The organism is Microbulbifer sp., from assembly GCF_051659245.1.
GTDB lineage: Bacteria > Pseudomonadota > Gammaproteobacteria > Pseudomonadales > Cellvibrionaceae > Microbulbifer.
On sequence record NZ_JBOFOC010000103.1, the window covers coordinates 21850 to 41678 of the forward strand.

General features: G+C 63.4%; 13 protein-coding genes. 1 reads left to right on the plus strand and 12 read right to left on the minus strand.

What is annotated here, in order from left to right; translation table 11 throughout:
- Positions 1-93: 93 nt before the first annotated feature.
- Genes aroB through ACRC0P_RS11045 form a run of 7 tightly spaced genes read right to left on the minus strand, consistent with a single transcriptional unit; the run spans position 94 to position 6796 of the window.
- Positions 94-1179, minus strand: a complete 1086-nt coding sequence (aroB, locus tag ACRC0P_RS11015; protein ID WP_438630804.1) for a 3-dehydroquinate synthase — start codon at positions 1177-1179, stop codon at positions 94-96.
- Between the two features lie 52 nt (positions 1180-1231).
- Positions 1232-1759 carry a shikimate kinase AroK gene (aroK, locus tag ACRC0P_RS11020; protein ID WP_438630806.1) on the minus strand — a complete coding sequence of 176 codons (528 nt, stop codon included), beginning with the start codon at positions 1757-1759 and terminating at the stop codon, positions 1232-1234.
- Positions 1756-3981: a type IV pilus secretin PilQ gene (gene pilQ / locus ACRC0P_RS11025; RefSeq protein ID WP_438630808.1), complete on the minus strand. Its 2226-nt coding sequence runs from the start codon at positions 3979-3981 to the stop codon at positions 1756-1758. The genes aroK and pilQ overlap by 4 nt, the downstream gene beginning before the upstream one ends.
- A 2-nt stretch (positions 3982-3983) precedes the next feature.
- A complete protein-coding gene (locus tag ACRC0P_RS11030) occupies positions 3984-4511 on the minus strand; it encodes a pilus assembly protein PilP (RefSeq protein WP_438630810.1) in 528 nt (175 codons plus the stop codon).
- Positions 4508-5128 carry a type 4a pilus biogenesis protein PilO gene (locus tag ACRC0P_RS11035; RefSeq protein ID WP_438630812.1) on the minus strand — a complete coding sequence of 207 codons (621 nt, stop codon included), beginning with the start codon at positions 5126-5128 and terminating at the stop codon, positions 4508-4510. Before ACRC0P_RS11035 ends, ACRC0P_RS11030 begins: the two co-directional genes overlap by 4 nt.
- An 11-nt stretch (positions 5129-5139) precedes the next feature.
- A complete protein-coding gene (locus ACRC0P_RS11040) occupies positions 5140-5718 on the minus strand; it encodes a PilN domain-containing protein (protein ID WP_438630814.1) in 579 nt (192 codons plus the stop codon).
- 1 nt (position 5719) lies between these two features.
- Positions 5720-6796 (minus strand): pilus assembly protein PilM, encoded by a 1077-nt coding sequence (locus tag ACRC0P_RS11045; RefSeq protein WP_438630816.1) that lies wholly within the window; start codon positions 6794-6796, stop codon positions 5720-5722.
- A 146-nt stretch (positions 6797-6942) separates the two neighbouring features.
- Here ACRC0P_RS11045 and ACRC0P_RS11050 point away from each other — a divergent pair, with 146 nt between their 5' ends.
- Positions 6943-9597, plus strand: coding sequence for a penicillin-binding protein 1A (locus tag ACRC0P_RS11050; protein WP_438630818.1), 2655 nt, complete (start codon positions 6943-6945; stop codon positions 9595-9597).
- A 284-nt stretch (positions 9598-9881) separates the two neighbouring features.
- On the opposite strand, the gene ACRC0P_RS11055 is transcribed toward ACRC0P_RS11050, so the two are convergent.
- The 5 genes from ACRC0P_RS11055 to pilH all read right to left on the minus strand — a co-directional run bounded on the left by ACRC0P_RS11055 (position 9882) and on the right by pilH (position 19747).
- Positions 9882-10364 (minus strand): chemotaxis protein CheW, encoded by a 483-nt coding sequence (locus ACRC0P_RS11055; RefSeq protein WP_438630820.1) that lies wholly within the window; start codon positions 10362-10364, stop codon positions 9882-9884.
- Between the two features lie 28 nt (positions 10365-10392).
- Positions 10393-16449, minus strand: a complete 6057-nt coding sequence (locus ACRC0P_RS11060; protein ID WP_438630822.1) for an Hpt domain-containing protein — start codon at positions 16447-16449, stop codon at positions 10393-10395.
- A gap of 87 nt (positions 16450-16536) precedes the next feature.
- Complete coding sequence (locus ACRC0P_RS11065) at positions 16537-18678, minus strand: methyl-accepting chemotaxis protein (RefSeq protein WP_438630824.1); 2142 nt, start codon at positions 18676-18678, stop codon at positions 16537-16539.
- A gap of 135 nt (positions 18679-18813) precedes the next feature.
- Positions 18814-19356 (minus strand): chemotaxis protein CheW, encoded by a 543-nt coding sequence (locus tag ACRC0P_RS11070; protein ID WP_438630826.1) that lies wholly within the window; start codon positions 19354-19356, stop codon positions 18814-18816.
- Between the two features lie 28 nt (positions 19357-19384).
- Positions 19385-19747 carry a twitching motility response regulator PilH gene (gene pilH / locus ACRC0P_RS11075; RefSeq protein ID WP_438630828.1) on the minus strand — a complete coding sequence of 121 codons (363 nt, stop codon included), beginning with the start codon at positions 19745-19747 and terminating at the stop codon, positions 19385-19387.
- Between the last annotated feature and the right edge of the window lie 82 nt (positions 19748-19829).

A 19829-nucleotide genomic window follows, 5' to 3' on the forward strand; every position in this document is an offset into this window, starting at 1 on the left:
TCTTCTGCCCATGGGCGCCAACACCGACTTATCTTCTTTTTGTGATCACTATTGCCAAATAGTCCTCAGGTTCGCCGGTTCGCGAGGGATCAGTCACCCGGCGCCGCAGATTTTCAGCGCCTCTTCCAGCTGTTCCCGCGGCGTGTCGTCGCTGATATGGGCGTCCCCCAAGCTGCGCAACAGCACCAGGCGCAGGCGGCCGTCCAGCACTTTCTTGTCCACCGCCATGGCCTCCAGGTAGTCCCCCACTGTCATTCCCCCGGGCGATTCCTGCGGCAGCTGTGCGGCAGCCAGCAGGGCACGGATTCGCGCCACTACTTCCCCGTCGATGGCGCCGCGGATGCGCGACAGCTCCGCGGCCATGACCATACCCGCAGCCACCGCCTCCCCGTGCAACCAGTTGCCGTAGCCCTGCACCGCCTCAATGGCGTGGCCGAAGGTGTGGCCGAAATTCAGTATGGCCCGCCTGCCGGATTCCCGCTCGTCCTCCGCCACCACCGCCGCCTTGTCCCGGCAGCAACGGTCCACCGCGTAGGCCAGTGCCCGGGGATCGCGCGCCGTCAGCTTCGGCATATGTTCCTCCAGCCAGCTGAAGAAGGGGGCATCGCAGATCAGGCCGTATTTGATTACTTCGGCGATGCCGGCGGACAGCTCGCGATCCGGCAGGGTGGACAGGGTGTCCATGTCCGCGAGTACCACCCTGGGCTGGTAGAAGGCGCCGATCATATTTTTCCCCAGGGGATGATTGACGCCGGTCTTACCTCCGACGGATGAGTCCACCTGTGCCAGCAGGGTGGTGGGAATCTGCACGAAGTCCACGCCGCGCTGGTAGCAGGCGGCGGCGAAGCCGGTCATATCGCCGATCACGCCACCACCCAGGGCGATCAGGGTGGTGCCGCGGTTGTGGCGCTTCTCCAGCAGGCAGTCGAAGATGCGTTCCAGGGTATCCAGCGTTTTAAAGGCCTCGCCGTCCGGCAACACCAGGGTATCGACCTGCCCGAAGCCCGCCAGGCCATCGAGCAACCGTTCGAGGTAGAGGGGTGCCACCGTCTCATTGGTCACCACGCAGACTTGTTTGCCGCGGATATAGGGCAGTAGATACTGCGGATCCCCCAGCAATTGCGAACCGATCACGATGGGATAGCTGCGCTCCCCCAGTTCCACATTCAGGCAGTGCATGGTTTCTCTCCCTTCAACTGAAGGGCGCACTTTAGCACAAGGAGGATAGAGGTTATTTAAAGGGTGGGTCCTGGGTCAGGCGCTCGGCCACCATCGACGCGGCCTGCTTGGGGGTGCAGTCGTCCGTGTCACAGATGATATCCGCCACTTCGCGATAGAGGGGGTCCCGCTCCCGCACCAGTTCGATAATGCGCGCGCGCGGGTCCGCCACCCGCAGCAGGGGTCGGTTGCTGCTTTTCGAAGTCCGCTCCAGCAGCTGCTCCACACTCGCCTGGAGATAAACCACCAGGCCGTACTGGCGCAGTTGCTCGCGGTTCTCCGGGAGCAGCACGATCCCGCCGCCGGTGGCCACCACCTGCGGCGCCCCGCGGCAGAGGTCCCTCAGCACCTCGCTCTCGCGCCGGCGGAATCCAACCTCGCCCTCTACGTCGAAAATCCAGGGAATATCGGCGCCGGTGCGCTCTTCCAGCACCTTGTCGGAATCGGCAAAAGGAAGCTCCAGCTGCGTCGCCAGCAGCCTGCCGATGGTGGACTTGCCGGCCCCCATGGGGCCGACAAGGAAGATGGAGCGGTTGATCACTTGGTGAAGAAAAGTTCGTCTTCCATGATGCGGGGGGTGATAAAGATCAGCATTTCGCGCTTGTCGTCCTGGCGCAGGGAGGTCTTGAACAGATGCCCCAGGAAGGGGATATCGCCCAGCAGCGGCACTTTGGTTTCCCCTTCGATCACCTGGCTCTCGAAAATCCCCCCGAGCACAATGGTTTCACCGTTGCGGACCAGCACCTTGGTCTGCAGGGTATTGACGTTGATAGAGGGAATGGTACCGCCCGTTGCGATATTGGTGACCAGTTCGCCCACGCTGTTCTGGTCGATATCCAGGGCCATAATAATATTGTTGTCCGGGGTAATCTGCGGGGTGACATTCAGTTTCAGCACCGCCTCGCGGAAGGTCACCGAAGCGGCGCCGGAGGATGTCGCTTCCACATAGGGAATTTCCACACCGGACTCGATATTGGCCTCCTGCTTGTCACCAGTAACCACTTTCGGTTGGGAGACAATTTCCGCCTTGCCCATGTCTTCCAGCGCGGAAAGCTCAAGGCCCAGATAAAAATTCTCCTTCAGGATCGCGTAGGCGATACTGCCGGCCCGGTCGGCCACCCCGAGATCCACCAGCACAGGAAGGTGGTCACTGGTGGGCGATGTGACATCCGGCCCCGAACCGTTGCCACTTACAATATTACCTTGCTGCCTGCCGGACCCTATGCCGATTTTATCGTCGTCGATATCGTGGTCCTCGACATAATCCCAGCGCACACCGAGCTCTCTCTGGAAGTCGGTGTTGGCAATAACAATCCGCGCCTCGATCATCACCTGGCGGATGGGAATATCGATCGCCGATATCAATTCCCGGAACTGGGCGATCTTGTCCTCGGTATCGGTGAGGATGATCGTATTGGTCCGCTCGTCCACGATGGCGCTGCCGCGGGAGGACAGGATACTGCGCTGGTCTGCGTCGCGCTGGCCGCCGGCGAAGTTGCCCTGACCACCGCCAAAGCCTCCGCCACCATCTCCCCGCCCGCCGGAGAAAAGGGCAAACAATTCACCGGCATCGGCGTAGCGGATCTGGATATACTCGGTGCGCAGCGGCGCCAGCTCTTCCAATTGCCTGCGGGTCTCCAGTTCCTGCCGCTCGCGCTCGGCGATTTCCGCCGCCGGCGCCACCATGATCACATTGCCCTCCTGACGCTTGTCCAGGCCCTTGGCACGGAGGATCAGGTCCAGCGCCTGGTCCCAGGGCACGCCGTCCAGGCGCAGGGTAATACGGCCGGACACAGTGTCACTGGCCACCAGGTTGAGGTCGGTGAAATCGGCGATCAGCTGCAGTACCGAGCGCACTTCGATGTCCTGGAAATTCAGCGACAATTTTTCACCCGTGAACTGGAATTCCTTTGCCTTTTCGCGGATTTCCGCCACGGTGAGCGGCTTGACGCTCAGCACGTACTCGGTATCCGCCTGGTAGGCCAGGTAGTCATAATCGGTATTGGAGGGGTCTACTGCGATCACCGTGTTGCGGCCGTCGTAGTCCACGGTAATGGAGTTGACCGGGGTGGCGAAGTCGGTGACATCCAGGCGCTGGCGCAGGGACTCCGGCAGTTCCGCACCGAGGAACGTCAAGTATATCTTGCCCTTGCGGCGCTCCACATCGATATTCACCGCGGGGTCCGTAAGACTGACGATCACCTTGCCCTCTCCGGCGTCGCCGCGGCGGAAGTCCACATTGCGAATGGCGACATCGCTGGCCGCGCGGAAACGTTCCTGCCCGCCCAGGTCGAGCCCGCCGCTGTGTGCCGCGGTAGCCGCGGGGGCGGGGGCAGCCGTCACCGACGCGGTGGCAGCCGCATCGGCACCCACCTCCAATACCACCTGGTTGCCTTTGCGCTCGCTGGTATACACCGGCAACTGGTCCAGATTGATGATCAGGCGCGTGCGCCCCTCACCGGACACCACCACTGCACTGCGCGCACTGCCCACTCCCAAAGAGTATTTTTTCTCCGGCAGGGCGCTCTCCACCCCGGCAAAATCCATCACGATGCGGGCCGGCTGCTCGATGGTGTAGCCGGTGGGCTCCGGCGGGGTATCGGTAAAGGACAGTCGCAGTTGCAGCCGGCCGCCGGGCAGCTCGGAGAACTGGATATCGTTGAGTTTATTGACCTGGGCCTGCAGCGCCGGCGGCAGCAGGGCCAGAATAAGCAGCAATGTCTTGCCGAACGCCAACACTTTGGCGAGTTGCCTGTTGATCATTATCAATTGTCCTTCTCTTCCAAAGTCAGCGCCCGCGGCCTTTCGATCCAGCCACCGGTGCCATCCGGTACTATTTCCAACACGTCGATTTTGTTGGCACTGGCGCCGACCACCCGCCCGTGGTTTTTACCCAGGTAGTTGCCGATGGTAATGCGGTGAATGCCGCCCTCGCTGTCGTCGACCAGCGCCCACACCTGGCCAGCGCGGGACAGGGTGCCCACCATAGACAGGGCGTCGAAGCTGAACCGCTCCAGCAGTTCGCGCTGCCGGTCCAGGTCCGGCGCCACGTCCAGCCTGCGACCCACCAGGCGCTGGTCCTCCTCCAGCACCGGCCGGCTAAAGGGGCTGCGCAGCGCGGCGGCGCTGTAGACATAGGGGCTATAGGGGGTAAATGTCGGGATGGGCTCAATCTGCCCTTTGGGCTGGTGCTCAACTGCGGCCATTTTCTTGCGCAGGTCGCTGTGGCTGCCGTCCAGGCTGCAGCCCGCGGCGGCCAGCAGAACCGGTATCAGAGCGAAGTACTTCTTCATCCCTCCTCCCCCTGCTCTTTGTAGCGATAGGTCTTGGCGTTGATGGTCATGCTGAGCAGCCCGGCACTCTCTCTGCCGGTCCGAATCTCGAAATCGTGCAGGGTCACGATCCTGGGCATACCGGCGATACCACTGACAAAGGCGCCGAACTCGTGATAGCCCCCCTGCACTTCGATACGGATGGGCAGCTCCACATAGAACTCACCCACCTGCTCGTCTTCCAGCGCCACTTTCTGGATGGTAAGCCCGCTGCCGCGGCCGTATTCGTCGATATCCTCGAGCAGGCCGGGCACTTCGGTGTCCTTGGGCAGCTGGTTGAGCAGGGCGCCGAAGGTCTCCTCCATTTCCGCCAGCTGTTCCCGGTAGGCATCCAGGTTGGCCGCCTCAAAGGATTTTTTCTCGAACTGCGTGAACAGCTCCTGCTCCTTGTTGACGGCGAACTCCAGCTGCTGATAGCGGTCCTTGATCATGAACCAATAGCCCCCACCGACCAGGGCCGCCGCAATCAGCAACAGCAGGACAACCCGCCCCGCCAGGGGCCAGACCCCGACGCGGGAAAAATCGATATCGTTGATATCGAGCTGATTCAATTGTTTGAGCGTATCCTCTAGCGCCATGGCCAGGCCTCTTAATTATCCGCGCCTTGTTGTTCGTCTTCTTCTTTTTTGCGCCCGCTCACACTGACAGTCATCTGGAAAGCACTGGCCTGTTCGCCGAATTCGGGCTTCGCGGTCACGCCGGTCAGGTTGGGCTCCTGATACCACTCCGACTGGTCCAGGTTGCGCATGAAGGACGACACCCGGTTGTTGGACTCCGCCACCCCGGAGACCTGCATGGTGTTGCCGCTGCGTTTCAGGCGGGTGAGCCACAACCCCTCGGGTGCACTGCGCACCATCTCGTCGAAGTAGCGCACCGACAGCGGGCGGTTGCCCTGCAGCTCCTGGATAACCCGCATGCGGTCGATCAGTTCCTGGCGGCGCTTTCTCAGGTCTTTGATTTCACGCACCTTCTTGTTGAGCGTTGTTATTTCCGTCTGCAGTATCTGATTGCGCTCGTTCTGGTTTGAAATCTGTGCGTCGACGGTTTTCATCCACATAAACGTCGCAAAACAGGCGGCAATGACCGCCAGCACCGCCACCTGTTGAAATTCCTTCTGCTTCTGTGCGCGGTATTCCTGGCGCCAGGGAAGTAGGTTGATCTTGGCCATCTCAGTACTCCCGCTCGCGCATCGCCAGGCCGGCGGCGATCATCAGCGCCGGCGCCTCGTTGGCCAGCGCCTGGCGATTGACCCGTGAGGCCACCGTCATATCCTGAAAGGGATTGGCGACAATGGTGGGTTTGTCGAGCTTCTGCCCCACCAGTTCCACCAGCCCGTCCATGGCCGCGACGCCGCCGCCGAGCAATATGTAATCCACGTCGCTGTAGGAAGTGGAGGAGTAGAAGAACTGCAGCGAGCGGGTGACCTGCTGCACCACGGCATCGCGGAAGGGCTCCAGCACCTCCGGGTAGTAATCGTCCGGCAGGCCGCTGCCGCCCTGCCGCTTGGCCAGCCCCGCTTCTTCCGAGGAGAGACCGTAGCGGCGCTGGATCTCGTCGGTAAGCTGGCGACCCCCGAACAGCTGCTCGCGGGTGTACACCGTTTTGCCATCCACCAGCACCGAGAGCGCGCTCATGGTGGCGCCGATATCGATGACGGCCACCACCAGTTGCTCCTGGGGGGGGAACTGGCGTTCCAGCAGGGTGTAAGCGCGCTCGATGGCGTAGGCTTCCACATCCACCACCCCGGCCTGCAGTTCGGCGTCGGTCAGCGCGGAAACCCGCTGTTCGACATTCTCACTGCGGCAGGCCGCCAGCAGCACTTCCACCTGACCCTCTCCCTTTTCCGAGGGGCCCTGCACCTCGAAGTCGAGATTCACTTCATCCAGCGGATAGGGAATGTACTGATCCGCCTCCAGGGCGATCTGCGCCTCGAGAGCGTCGTCGGAGAGATCGGCGGGCATTTCCAGGGTCTTGGTGATCACCGCGGAGCCGGACACCGCCACCGCTGCCTGGCGCAGGCGCGTCTTGGATCGGCGCACCACCTTGCGAATGGCTTCCGCGGTGGCGGCGACATCGTTGATATTTTTGTCCACCACCGCATTGGGAGGCAGGGGCTCGACCGCGTAACATTCGACCCGATACTTGTCGCCGCTGCGGGAGAGCTCCAGCAACTTGACCGTGGTGGAGCTGATATCCAGCCCCAGCATGGCCTTCGGGCCCTTGTTGAGAAAAGGGAGCATCCCCATTTTTCTTATCTTTTCCGTGGGTTATGAGAGTTTGATGTTATAGCACTTTAAATTACAGCTGCAACCGCCTTTTGCATAGGTAACAGCGCACAATCTTCGTATAATTGTTAATCTGACCCGATTCAGACGTAAGCCAGAAGCAACTCATGACCGAAAAGACCCGCAACCGCCTGCTCTCGCTCCTTTGGCTCGGCACGGCGGGAATCGCCGCCGCCGCCATGGCCTTTGCCAGCATCTACCTGTATCTCAAGCCCGGCCTGCCATCGGTGGAGAGCCTCCGCGACATCCGCCTGCAGACGCCGCTGCGGGTCTACTCCCGGGATATGAAGCTGATAGGGGAATTCGGCGAGAAGCGGCGCAACCCCATCACTATCGAGCAAACGCCCGAGCTATTCGTGAAGGCCGTCCTGGCCGCGGAAGATGCAGGATTTTACTCCCACAATGGCGTATCGATTAAAGGCTTAGTGAGAGCTGCGTCACAATTATTGCAAAGCGGCTCCATCCAGTCCGGTGGCAGCACCCTCACCATGCAGGTCGCACGCAACTTCTTTCTCAGCCGCGAGCAACGCTTCGTGCGCAAGTTTAACGAGATACTGCTGTCGCTGCAGATCGAACAGGAACTAGACAAAGACGATATCCTAGAACTCTACATCAATAAAATCTTTCTCGGCAACCGGGCCTACGGCTTCCAGGCCGCGGCCCACGTCTACTACGGCCGCGGCATCGACGAACTCAACCTCGCCCAGTGGGCGATGATGGCGGGCCTGCCCAAGGCCCCCTCCGCCTACAATCCTATCGCCAATCCCACCCGCGCGCTGGTCCGCCGCAACTGGATCCTCAAGCGCATGCTGGAATTGGACTACATCGACCAGGATGACTACAAGAATTCCATCACCGCCCCGGTTACCGCCAGCTACCACGGTCGCGACCTGGACCTCTACGCCCCCTATATCGCGGAGATGGCACGCAAGGAAGCCGTCGAACTGTTTGGCGATGCCGCCTACACCGACGGCTATCAGGTGATCACTACGGTGGACAGCAAATTACAGGCGGCCGCGCGCGGCGCCCTGCAAAAAGGCCTGGAAACCTACGACGCCCGCCACGGCTACCGGGGCCCGGAGCAGCGCCTGGACGCCGCACTGTTGCAGGACAGCGACCAGTTAGTGGACCTGCTCAAGGAGATCCCGGTGCTCGGCGGCCTGCAGCCGGCGGTGGTGACCGCGGTGGAGCCCCAGCGCCTGCGGGTGCAACTGCGCGACCGCCGCGTGGTGGAGGTGCTGTGGGAAAACGGCTTGTCCTCCATCCGTCCCTACCTTTCGGAAAACGCCCGCGGACCGCGCCTGAAGTCCGCCGACGAGATGTTCGCTCCCGGCGACGTGATCCGCCTGCGCCGCGTAGAGATAAGCCCCGAAGAACCCGGCGACCAGCCCCCCCCCCTGGAGGACGGGGAGCAATTGGCCTCCGACCCTTTTGCCGACCCCGGTGAAGAGGGTGCTATCGCGCCGGTGGTGGAGCCCCAGGTACGCGAGGAGTGGCATCTGGCCCAGGTGCCGGAGGCTCAGGGCGCCCTCGTCTCCCTGGCCCCGGAGGACGGCGCCATCCGCGCGCTTGTCGGCGGCTACGACTTCCACCAGAGCCACTTCAACCGCGTCACCCAGGCGGCGCGCCAGCCGGGCTCCAACTTTAAGCCGTTTATCTACTCCGCGGCTATAGAGAAGGGCTATACCGCAGCCAGCATCATCAACGACGCGCCAATCATCTTTGAGGAGACCAACCTACAGGACGTGTGGCGCCCGGAAAACGCCAGCGGCAAATTCCTCGGTCCCATCCGTCTGCGCAGAGCGTTGTACATGTCCCGCAACCTGGTCTCCATCCGCCTGTTGCAGGCACTGGGCATCGACTATGCACTGGGCTTTGTGGAGCGCTTCGGCTTCGAGCGCAGCAAACTGGCCCGCAACCTGACCATTGCCCTGGGCAGCTCGGCGCTCACCCCGCTGGAAGTGGCCCGCGGCTACGCCGCCTTCGCCAACGGCGGCTACCGGGTGGAGCCCTACCTGGTGGACCGGGTGCTGGATGTGAATGGTGAGGTGGTCTACCAGGCGCTGCCGCTCACCGTTTGCCGCGACTGCCCGGACGACGGCAGCAAAACACTGCCGCTCGAGCCAGTGAATCTCGCGGATGCGCAGCTGGAAGCCGAGATACTGGAAGAGGGGGAGGAGCCGCTGGAACTGCGCCGCCTGCCGGTCAATCCGCTACGCAGCGACGCCGCGCAACGGGGGCGCCCCCGGGCGCCCCGCGCCATATCCCCGGAAACCGCCTACATCATGGATTCGATTCTGAAAGACGTCATCAAGAAGGGCACCGGGCGGCGTGCACTGGTTATGAAACGCGGCGATATCGCTGGCAAGACGGGCACCACCAACGGCCCGCGCGACTCTTGGTTCTCCGGCTACAGTTCCCACCTGGCCACCAGCACCTGGGTCGGTTTCGACTCCAACGGCGAACTGGGCAAGACCGAATACGGCGGCACCGCCGCACTGCCAATCTGGATCGACTTTATGAGTACCGCGCTGGAGGGGCTGCCGGAGCGCCACCTGCCGCAGCCGGACGGCATAGTGACCGTGCGCATCAATCCGCGCACCGGCCTGCGCACTTCCCGCGGCGGTATGTTTGAAATCTTCCGTGCCAACCGGGTGCCCGGCCGCGAGACCTACAGTGCGTACCAGCCTGGGTATGATGATGACGAAGACGACAGTGAAGGGGAACAGTCGGGAGAATCGGTGCCGGAGGAGCTGTTCTGACAAATCTGCCGGGAGCAGTGAGGAATGCGGAATGCGGAATGCGGAATGCGGAATGCGGAATGCGGAATGCGGAATGCGGAATGCGGAATGCGGAATGCGGAATGCGGAATGCGGAATGCGGACAGGATCTGCGTGAACCCCGCCTCTTGTCAAGCCTGGGCGCGGCCCGGATTCATTCGGACATGTACAGCGTTAAATCGCGCATTGACTCGCGCCATCCATGGCGCTCACCCTGCGGGCGCCTTCGGCGTCCAAATTTTTTCCAGAAAATTTGTCCGCATTCATCATTCCGCATTCCGCATTGCTAAACAGGCCTGCTCCAGCCCACCCAGGTCCGGAATCACTGCCTCCTCGCCGGACAGTGCCACATGCATCAATTCCCCCTGGTTGCAGTCCCGCTCCCGCCCCGCCAGTTCGTCCGGGGTCACCCGTACCAGCCGGGGTGTACCCTGCAGCACCAGGGCGAAGAAAGGCAGGCGCCCGCCGGGATTACCACTGCACAGGACCGCAATCCGGCAGCTGCCGTGCATAGCCGGCAGGGACTGCCCGCGCATCATTTCAAAGGACATCAGTGGCAGGCGCTGTTCGCGCCAGCTGAGTTCCCCGAGGTACCAATCCGGGGCGTCGTAGGCCGCCACCGGGGTCTGCATTGCGATCACCTCTGACAGGGTGTCCACAGGTACCAGCAGCTGGCCGTCCGCCAGTGGCAGCAGCAGGCTGCTCACCTCCTGGGGGGTATCCACCGGCAGCGCTTTAATTCCACTCATCGCCAACACTCTCTGCTTTATCGTTGGTTTAGCCGACCGCCGGCGCGGAGGTGTATTCACGGATTGCCGCCAGTAGCACCTCCTCCTGGTAGGGCTTGCCCAGGTAGTGGTTTACCCCCAGGGACAGGGCGTGATCGCGGTGCTTCTTGCCGGTGCGCGAGGTGATCATCACGATGGGGATGTCGCGCAGGCGGCTGCTGGAACGGATGTGCCGCGCCACCTCGAAACCATCCATGCGCGGCATTTCGATATCCAGCAGGATCACGTCGGGGAGAATATCCTGCAGCTGGATCACCGCGTCCTGCCCGTCCTTGGCGGTACTCACCAGATAGCCCTCGCGCTCCAGGAAACGCGTGGTGACCTTGCGCACGGTCACCGAGTCGTCCACCACCATTACCCGCTGCTGGCGCTCCTCCGCCGCCGGCTCCGGCTGGGGTTCCGGCGCCAGGCGGGCCATTTCCGGACGCGCCAACTGGGCGGCCTGCCGGCGTAACAGCGCGTGCGGATCGAGGATCACCACCACGGTGCCGTCGCCGGTGACCGTGGCTCCGGAGACCCCCTGTACGCCGGCGAACTGCGGCCCCAGGCTCTTCACCACGATTTCGCGGCTGCCCATGATCGCGTCCACCTGCAGCGCCATGGCGTGACCCTCGGAGCGGACCAGCAGCACCGGCAGCTGCATATCCTCCAGGCTCAGTTTGGGCTGCGCCCGGGATTGCAGCAGGGTACCGAAATAATTCACCTGATAGGGCTCGCCGGCATACTCGAAGCGCGCCTCGCTGTCGCGGTAGTAATGCTCCAGTTCGAAGGGGCTGAGGCGCACTATGCCCTCGATAGTGTTGAGCGGCAGCGCGAACACGTCGTCGCCCACGCGCGCCATCAGCGCCCGGTTGACCGATACGGTAAACGGCAGGCGCACCACAAACTCGGTGCCCAGGCCGGCCTCCGAACTGATGTTCACGGTGCCGCCGATCTGTTTGATCTCCGCGGATACCACGTCCATGCCCACGCCGCGACCGGAAATCTGGGTCACCTTGTCGGCGGTACTGAAGCCCGCCTGCAGGATAAACTGCAGAATTTCGGTGTTGGACAGCTCCGCGTCCGGACGCATCAGGCCGCTTTCCACCGCCTTCTGGCGCACTTTCATCAGATTGATGCCGGCACCGTCATCGCTGATAGTGAGCACCACCTCACTGCCCTCGCGTTCCAGCGCAACATTGATGCGGCCGCGCTCGGCCTTGCCGGCTCTCGCCCGGTCCTGCGGGGTTTCGATACCGTGGTCCACGGCGTTGCGCAGCATGTGCTCCAATGGCGCTACCATGCGTTCGAGCATGGAACGGTCCAGTTCGCCCTCCACGTTGGAGAACACCAGGTCCACCTGCTTGTCCAGTTCCGCGCTCACCTGGCGCACGATGCGACGCAGACGCGGCACCAGACGCGAGAAGGGCACCATGCGGCTGCGCATCAGACCCTCCTGCAATTCGGTGTTCACCCGCGATTGTTGCAGCAGCAGCGTCTCGGTGTCCCGGGCCTTATTGCCCAGGGTGGCGCGCAGCTCCATCAGGTCGGAGGTAGATTCCAGCAGGGAGCGGGACAGTTGCTGGATGGATGAGTAGCGGTCCATCTCCAGCGGATCGAAATTGTCGTCCTGTTCCGCCAGTTGCTCTTGGCGGAACAGGATCTGCGCCTCGGTCTCCATATCCAGCCGGCGCAATTGTTCGTTGAGACGGAACACGGTCGCGTCCATTTCCTCCAGCGCCAGGCCGAATTCGCTCACCTGCTCTTCCAGGCGCCCGCGGGAAATGGAAGTCTCACCGGCCAGGTTGACCAGCTCTTCCAGCAGTTCCGCCGCCACCCGCACCATCTCCTGCGGCTGGCCGCGGCCCGAGGTCGCGTCGCGCTCGCCGGGGGCACCTTTCTTGCGAATGAACGGCAACACATTGCTGGCAGTTTCTGCCGCAACTTCCGGCAGCTGGGCGGGAACCACCTCCTCCGCGGCCGGCGTGGTATCCGCTGGCAGCTCCGGCGTCACGCCGGCGCTGTCCGCGCCCCGGAGTTCCGGCTCGGGGCCATAGCCCGACGGCTCGGGACTGTCCGCCGGTTGTTCGTCGGCCCAGCGGGTGCTCAGCAGCTGGGCAAAGGCATCCAGCTGCTCCCCGCCCATCCAGGCGCGCACTGTCTCCACGCCGGCGGCGATACGATCGTAGATGGCGTGGGCGTCAGCGAAGAATTCCGCCGGGGGCTCGGCGTCGCCGCGCATGCCCTCGATTACCGTCTCGAACCGGTGCGCCACTTCGCCGAGCCCCATCAGCGCGGCCATGCGCGCACCACCCTTGAAGGTGTGCAGTACCCGTTTGAGGGCCTCCGCCGGGCCGCTGTCCCCCGGCGCCTGCTCCCAGCCCTGGATCAACTCTTCCAGTTCGTCCACCAGGTCGCCGGCCTCTTCCATAAAGACGTCGACCACGTCCGGGTCCACGTCCGCCAGCAGCGCCTGCAACTCGGCGTCGGGGCCGGCGGCCGGTTGTTCCCGCTGCGGTTGATCCGCCGCCGGGGCCTCGGCGATGGTTTCGCTTTCCTCCAGTTGCGGCTCACCAGCGGGCTCTGTGGCGAGCAGGTCATCAAAGCCCAACTCGCCAGATTCTTCTGCACCCGCGTCAACCCGCCCTCCGGACAGCTCCTCAGCGGCGGGCAGTTCCTCACTGTGGATACCCAGTTCCGCAAGGTCGTAGTCATCGTCGGCGGAGGTATCGCTCTCCCCCTGGGCCAGCGAGCGCAGCGCTTCACCCACTGCCTCGCTGACCTCGGGCAGGTCCTGGGTCGCGGCAACAGCGTCCACCAGGTCCAGCAGCTCGTTGTGGCCCTGTTCCAAGGCGGCCCACAGTGCCGGCTCCTCTTCCAGTTGACCGCCGATCACCCTGCGGTAGACGGCCAGCAACAGCCCGGCCAGCTCCGCCAGGGTGGGAAGCTGCGCCCGGGCGGCCGCCTCCTGCAATATATCCAGTTCCTCCGCCACCGGCTCCAGCAGCGATTTGTCCCCGGGACGGCGGCGCCACCGGTTCAGCATCTGGTCCACGTCCAGCAGCACCTTCATGCCGTCGGCCATGATCACCGCCAGTAGTTCCGGATCCACTGCGCGCGGCTCGCTGGCCTCGCGCTCGCGAATCAGGTGACCAACGGCTCGCTCCTGCAGCTCCGCCACGCGGGCGAGGAACTGCTCGGCCCGGTCCAGCTCCAGGGGCTCGCCGGTGTATATCTGTTCGAGGACACCGCGCACATAGCCGGCGCCGTCGCCGATCAGTTCGTAGATATCCGCATCGATGGGTATCCGGTAAGTGCGCAGCTCCTTGGCAAAGCGCTCCAACGGTGCCACCAGCTGCGCCACCGGTTTGACCTCGGCCATGTGGGCGGAGCCCTTGAGGGTGTGCAGGGCGCGGTGCAGGGGATCCGATGGAACACCGTAGAGGGGCGCCGCCTCGCGCATTTCGGCGAGGAACTCGTCCACCACCACCAGATGGGTCTCCGCCTCCTGGGCGAAAATTTCCCACAGCTGGTCCCTGTCCTCCAGGCTCTCCTCGGTCGGAGCGGCGGTATCCGGCTCCACTTCGGGCGCCCGTTGCGGCTCCGCCGCCCGCTGCGCCAGTTCCGCCGGCACCTCGCCGCGGGAAAGCTGCTGAGCCCAACCCTCCAGTTGCGCGGTGCGCTCCGGTTCCGGATCGCCGCTGCCGAGGCGGAAGCCCTCGATCATCGACGGCAGTTTTCGCCGCACCTGATCCACCAGCTCCGCATGGGCGCGCTGGGGCTTGACCGTGTCGTCGATAACGCGGTTGAGCATGTTCTCCACCGCCCAGGCCAACTCGCCGATTTCCAGCGCCTCGACCATGCGCCCGGAGCCCTTCAGGGTGTGAAAGCCCCGGCGGAATTCCACCAGCGCGTCTTTATCGGAAAAGTTGGCGGCCCACTGGGGGAAATAGAGACCGATGGTCTCCAGCACCTCGGCCGCCTCTTCGAGGAATATCTCGACAATCTCGTCGTCGATCAGACTCTCGTCGTCATCCATCTCGGCCGCCGCCGGTGCGGCAACGGCCTCCGCAGCCGCGGTTGCCTCCGGACTCTCCTCACCGGAAAACCAGTTGTCCTCCTCGCGCGCCTCCGGCACCTGCGGTCCCCCGGCGACAGCGGCGGGCTCCTCCCACTGCTCACCGCCGTCGGACTGCAACCCGGCGGTTTCCATTTCGGCCGGCTGCGTTTCGAGGGGTTGCATTTCCTCGCCCTGAGTTCCGGCGGGCTCGGGCGTCAAATCAAGCTCGCAGTCATCCGTCGCGGCGGCTTCCGCTTCCCCGACAGGGGGTTCCACTTCAACAGCGCCTTCCTCTACAGCGCTTTCCTCCGCAGTTCTTTCCGCTTCGGCTTTTTCCTCCGCCGGTGCGACTCCGCCGGCAACCGCAAAACCCAGGGTCGCAACGCTGTCTTCCGCCAGCGCCAGCAACATATCGGCGTCTTCGATGCCGTCGGCGCGGCGTTCCAGGTAATACTCGACGCTGGTAATGGCATCGGCGAGGGTGTCTAGCAGCTTCCACTCCGGCTGCTCGGCAGCGTCGATCAACTGCTCGCCGATATAGCGCTTGCAAGCGCTCACTATCTCACCGGCGCGGCGGTAACCCACCATATCCAGACCGCCGCACACCTCCTGCAGTCGCTCCGGTACACGGCTCAGGTAGCTGATGTCCCAGTGGCTGGCGATATATTCCACCACCGATTCCTTGACCGCTTCCAGGCCGGTGCGCGCCTCGCGCAGCACCGTCTCAGTGGCGTCGCCCATCAGCGGCCCGCCGCTGTCCATTTTTTTGTCCCGGGTCACGGCGGCGGCGAGGCTGGCGTCCAGTTGCACCACGTCTCCGGCGGCCTGCATCAGCAGGTCGTCGGTGTTCTCGCCGCGGGACGCATCTCGCAGGCACTCGTAGATACCCCGCGCGTAGCCGCGCTGGTTCTCCAACCCCAGTATGCCGAGGGTGTCCGCCAACCGCTTGGCAACCGCGGCGGTATCGGAGAGCGACGGGCGCTCGGCATCGGCGGTGCCAGGCTCCAGGGCCTCGCGCACCGAGCGCAGCTCCTCCCGCAGGGCGGCCACCGCGGTACCCAAGGCCTCCGGGCCCATGGCCAGGGCGTCCTCGGTATCCGGGCGCGGCGTGCCCGGAACGGCCTTATCCAGGGCGAAAGTGTCGTAAAGAGTCTTGCAACGCGCGCCGTTGGGGCCGCTCAGGTAAACGTAGAACAGCAGGTTGCGCACCAGGCTGCGATCCAGGGGGGCGTCCAGCACCGGCGCGCCGCGGCCGGCCAGCAGGCGGAATTCCACGTCGATACGGCGCAACAGCTGGCGCAATGCCGGCATTACGGTGAGGCGGTGTTCGCCGATAGCCTCGAACAGGCCCAGCAGTACCCGCCACAGGGGCTGGCGCAAACTGCCGCTGTAGAGGAGCGACATCTTTTCACCGACCTTGACCAGGTAGGCGAGGCTCTCGCCACTGTTCACGTCGCGTATCAGCCCGGCGGCGGCCACGTGGTAGATTTTGCGCAGCTTGCCCACCAGTTCCTGGAGCGCGGTTTCGTTGGCGAGCAGGGGCTGGCGCTTGCCGGATACCTGCTCCAGGGCGGAGAGATCGGGGGAGAAGAGCCCACCCTCGGTGATCAGTCGCTCGCGGCGCACCGCGCGCAGGTCATTGAGCAGGGGCAACAACAACACCGCATTGTCCCGGCGCTGGAATGCCACTTTTTCCAGGTAGAGGGGCAGTTCGAGCAGCGCGCGCATCAGGAACTCGCGCGTTTCGTCGGTGTTCTCCACCTCGCCGACGGCCAGCGCCTGCACCAACTGCTCCATCTCCCCGGCGAGCATGGCCGCACCGCTGAGCTCCGCCATATGCAGACTGCCGTGCACCTGGTGGATCAGCTCCAGGCAGTTCTGCAACGGCGCCTTGTCGGACGAATCGGAGGCGAAGGATTCCAACTGCTGGCGCGCCTGCGCCAGCGTCTCGTTTATCTCACCCGTCAGCCAGTCCAGGGCCAGAAAATTGGGATTGTCGTGACTCACGGCAAGTCCTCAGTAGTGCAATCTGTACGCCGGCGCAAAGCACCCGAAACGGGACATCATCCATGCACCTTGAAATTCCCCACCGGATCAGGCCAGGGCCCGGTCCTCACGCTCATCCACGGAGAGTTCTTCGCCGTCCAGCAGCGAGAAGTCCTCCCCGGCCATTTCCGGCAGCTCCACATCGTACAGCTCGCCGCTCTCTTCGACGCCTTCCTCGCTGGGCAGCTTGAAGCCGGCGACGGATTCACGCAGGGCGTTGGCGGTTTTGGCCAGATTACCAATGGACTGGGCTGTGGCCTGGGTACCGGCGGAGGTCTGCGAGGTAATCTCCTGAATCACGTTCATCGTGTTGGAGATGTGGCCGGCGGAAGAGGCCTGCTGGCGGGCGGCGTTGGAGATGTTCTGAATCAAGGCGGCCAGGTTGGTGGATACGCCCTCGATCTCCTCCAGGGCGACACCGGCGTCCTGGGCCAGTCGGGCACCGCGCACCACCTCGGTGGTGGTCTGCTCCATCGAGACAACCGCCTCATTGGTGTCTGACTGAATCGCTTTTACCAGGCCTTCGATCTGCTTGGTCGCCGCGGCGGAACGTTCCGCGAGGCGCTGTACCTCGTCCGCTACCACCGCGAAGCCGCGACCCGCGTCACCGGCCATGCTCGCCTGGATGGCGGCGTTCAGGGCGAGGATGTTGGTCTGGTCGGCAATGTCGTTAATCAGGCTCACGATATCGCCGATCTCCTGGGAGGACTCACCCAGCCGCTTGATCCGCTTCGAGGTGTCCTGGATCTGCTCGCGAATGGTATCCATGCCCTTGATCGTGTTCTGTACCACCTTGGCGCCGTTGCTCGCGATCTGTACCGAGCGCTCCGCCACCTGGGCCGATTCGGCGGCGTTGGCGGATACCTGGTCGATGGTCACGGCCATTTCGTTCACCGCCGCGGACGCCCCGGCAATTTCCTGCGCCTGGTGCTCGGAGGCCTCGGCCAGGTGCAGTGCGGTCTGCTGGGTTTCCTGGGACAGCCCGGATACTTCCTGGGCCGCACCGGTGATCCGCGATACCAGCACCCGCAGCTGGTCGATGGTGTAGTTGATGGAGTCCGCGATCGCACCGGTAAAGGCCTCGGTCACCGTGGCCGAGGTGGTCAGGTCACCGTCGGCGAGATCGGCCAGTTCGTCCAGCAGCTGCATAATGGCCTGCTGGTTGCGCTCGTTGGTCTCGGACTCCTCCTTCAGGCTGCGGCGGGTACCGGAGAAGGCCATGATCATCATGCCGAAGATCAGCATCACGAACACACCGGTGATGATCATGATGGTCTGGTTGTTGGGCTGGCGCTCGCCGGACAGGTTGACGATGCGGTCGTTGAGGACGTTCAGGGATTCCAGCAGCTGCGGCGAGGAGGCCAGGATACCGTCCGCCGCCTGGCGGGTGGCGAACAGTGCCGGGGTGGCCTCGAAGATCTCGCGCACGGAGGAGCTCACGAACTCGAACAGCTCGGTGATCTCATCCAGCGACTGGCGCGCCTCCGGGTCGGTCACGCGGGAGATGCCCATCACCACGTCGCCGCCCTTCATGCCCTCCACCACTTTACCGAACAGGCTGGCGTCGGTATTGAACTGGTCCGCGGCGGCTTCGGCGTCTTCACCGCCCTGCAGCATCTTGTCGATGTTCCGGCCGATCCGCTCCGCGCGCCATACCTGCAACTGCGCCTGCTCGATCTGGTTCGCCGGGGCGCTGTTGGCCAGCAGGATTTCCACGATGTTGTTGTGTTCCGCCTGTAGTTCCGGCAGCGAATCGTTCAGCGTACTGGCCACATCGTTGAGGAAGATAATGGTGTCCTTATTGCCGAGGATGGTGTCCGCCTGTTCGCGCACCTGGCGCCAGATCTGGGCGTAATCCGCCAGCTCCTGCTCCAGCGCGCGGCGGGTGCCGGCGTCGGCGCCCTGCAGCCGGTTCCAGATCCCGGCCATTTCGCCGACCACTTTTTGCAGCTCGTCGAAGGCTTCTTCGTCACCTGCAGTGGCCTCCGGACCGAGTGACACCACCTGGTATGACAGCGCGCGGAGTTCCGCCACCTGCTGCAGGTACTTTTTATCGCGGTCGCCCTGGGTCTGCACCAGGTAGATACTGACAATCAGCCCCGCCAGTGTGGCGAGTACCAGCAGACCCATAAACAGCGCTGCCGGGTTACTGCGCAGCGCGGAAGAGGAACTCTGGGAGCCTGTTTTCATAGTTTACTCCTGGCGGACCTGAGGGTCAGGCCAATTCTTTTTATATCACTACTTGGTTAAACGCTCTGTCCGCAACAGCCCCCACCGACGGGGCCGTCGCAGATTCCCCGAAAGAGAAAAAACCGAAGCCGCGGCTTACTGGGCCGCGGCATCCATAAACTGGAAATCGTTAATGAGCGCCTGCATATCGAAAACCAGCCATCGCTCCTGCTGCAGCGCAAACTGGCCGTTGACCATCGGCGCAAAAGGCTCCATCAGGTCGCCCGGGGCGCGCCTGGCATATTCGAGTGCCAGGTGCTGCATGCCGTGCAACTCGTCGACGATCAGCCCCGCGTAAATCTTCCCGTGCTCCACCACCAGCACGCGGCGGCGCTGCTTGGCCCCTCTGAGACCGCCGCCGAAAAAAGCCGCCAGGTCAAACAACGGCAACAGGCGGCCGCGCACATTGGCCACACCGCACACCCAGGGCTGGGCTCCGGGGATAAAGGTATGCTGGGGGACTTCGAGCAATTCCACCACCTCCTCCATGGAGGAGACGAAACGATGACCCAGAAGGGAGAAACCGATACCACTCCAGTAAGGCTTGACCTCCTGCCGCCCGGGCAGGCCCGCCGCCTGCGTCTTGGCACGGTTGGCGATATCGACCAGGGCGAGATATGGGGACTGTTTTGACGGCACTTTTGACGGCACTGAGTCAGCAGCTGGCCTAGGCCAACACCTCCTCGATAGCACCCAGCAACCGGCTCTCATCCACCGGCTTGGTCAGGTAGGCGCGAGCCCCCTGGCGCATACCCCAGACGCGATCGGTGTCCTGGTCCTTGGTGGTGACGATAATGATCGGTATCCCACTGGTGTCGCTGTCCTTGCTCAGCTGGCGTGTGGCCTGGAAGCCGTTGAGGCCCGGCATCACGATGTCCATCAGAATGACGTCGGGCCGCTGCTGGCGCGCGACGTCGACCCCGTTTTCACCATTGGTGGCGGCGATCACTGCGTGGCCGTTCTTCTCCAGTATAGTGGTAAGTTTGTGAGTTTCTGTTGGCGAATCGTCAACGATTAGTACTCTTGCCATTTGCTCCCCGCGACATTTATTGCTCGCAGAAACACCCAAGGATGGGCGCCTGCAAAGGTTTGTTGTCATTGTCGGCGGACCG

What these genes read in the sequence shown, in the direction of transcription:
- ACRC0P_RS11040 (WP_438630814.1), bottom strand. Translation starts at nt 5,718, where the DNA reads ATGGCCAAGATCAACCTACTTCCCTGGCGCCAGGAATACCGCGCACAG.
- ACRC0P_RS11030 (WP_438630810.1), bottom strand. Translation starts at nt 4,511, where the DNA reads ATGAAGAAGTACTTCGCTCTGATACCGGTTCTGCTGGCCGCCGCGGGC.
- aroB (WP_438630804.1), bottom strand. Translation starts at nt 1,179, where the DNA reads ATGCACTGCCTGAATGTGGAACTGGGGGAGCGCAGCTATCCCATCGTG.
- pilH (WP_438630828.1), bottom strand. Translation starts at nt 19,747, where the DNA reads ATGGCAAGAGTACTAATCGTTGACGATTCGCCAACAGAAACTCACAAA.
- ACRC0P_RS11050 (WP_438630818.1), top strand. Translation starts at nt 6,943, where the DNA reads ATGACCGAAAAGACCCGCAACCGCCTGCTCTCGCTCCTTTGGCTCGGC.
- ACRC0P_RS11035 (WP_438630812.1), bottom strand. Translation starts at nt 5,128, where the DNA reads ATGGCGCTAGAGGATACGCTCAAACAATTGAATCAGCTCGATATCAAC.
- pilQ (WP_438630808.1), bottom strand. Translation starts at nt 3,981, where the DNA reads ATGATCAACAGGCAACTCGCCAAAGTGTTGGCGTTCGGCAAGACATTG.
- ACRC0P_RS11065 (WP_438630824.1), bottom strand. Translation starts at nt 18,678, where the DNA reads ATGAAAACAGGCTCCCAGAGTTCCTCTTCCGCGCTGCGCAGTAACCCG.
- ACRC0P_RS11045 (WP_438630816.1), bottom strand. Translation starts at nt 6,796, where the DNA reads ATGGGGATGCTCCCTTTTCTCAACAAGGGCCCGAAGGCCATGCTGGGG.
- ACRC0P_RS11055 (WP_438630820.1), bottom strand. Translation starts at nt 10,364, where the DNA reads ATGAGTGGAATTAAAGCGCTGCCGGTGGATACCCCCCAGGAGGTGAGC.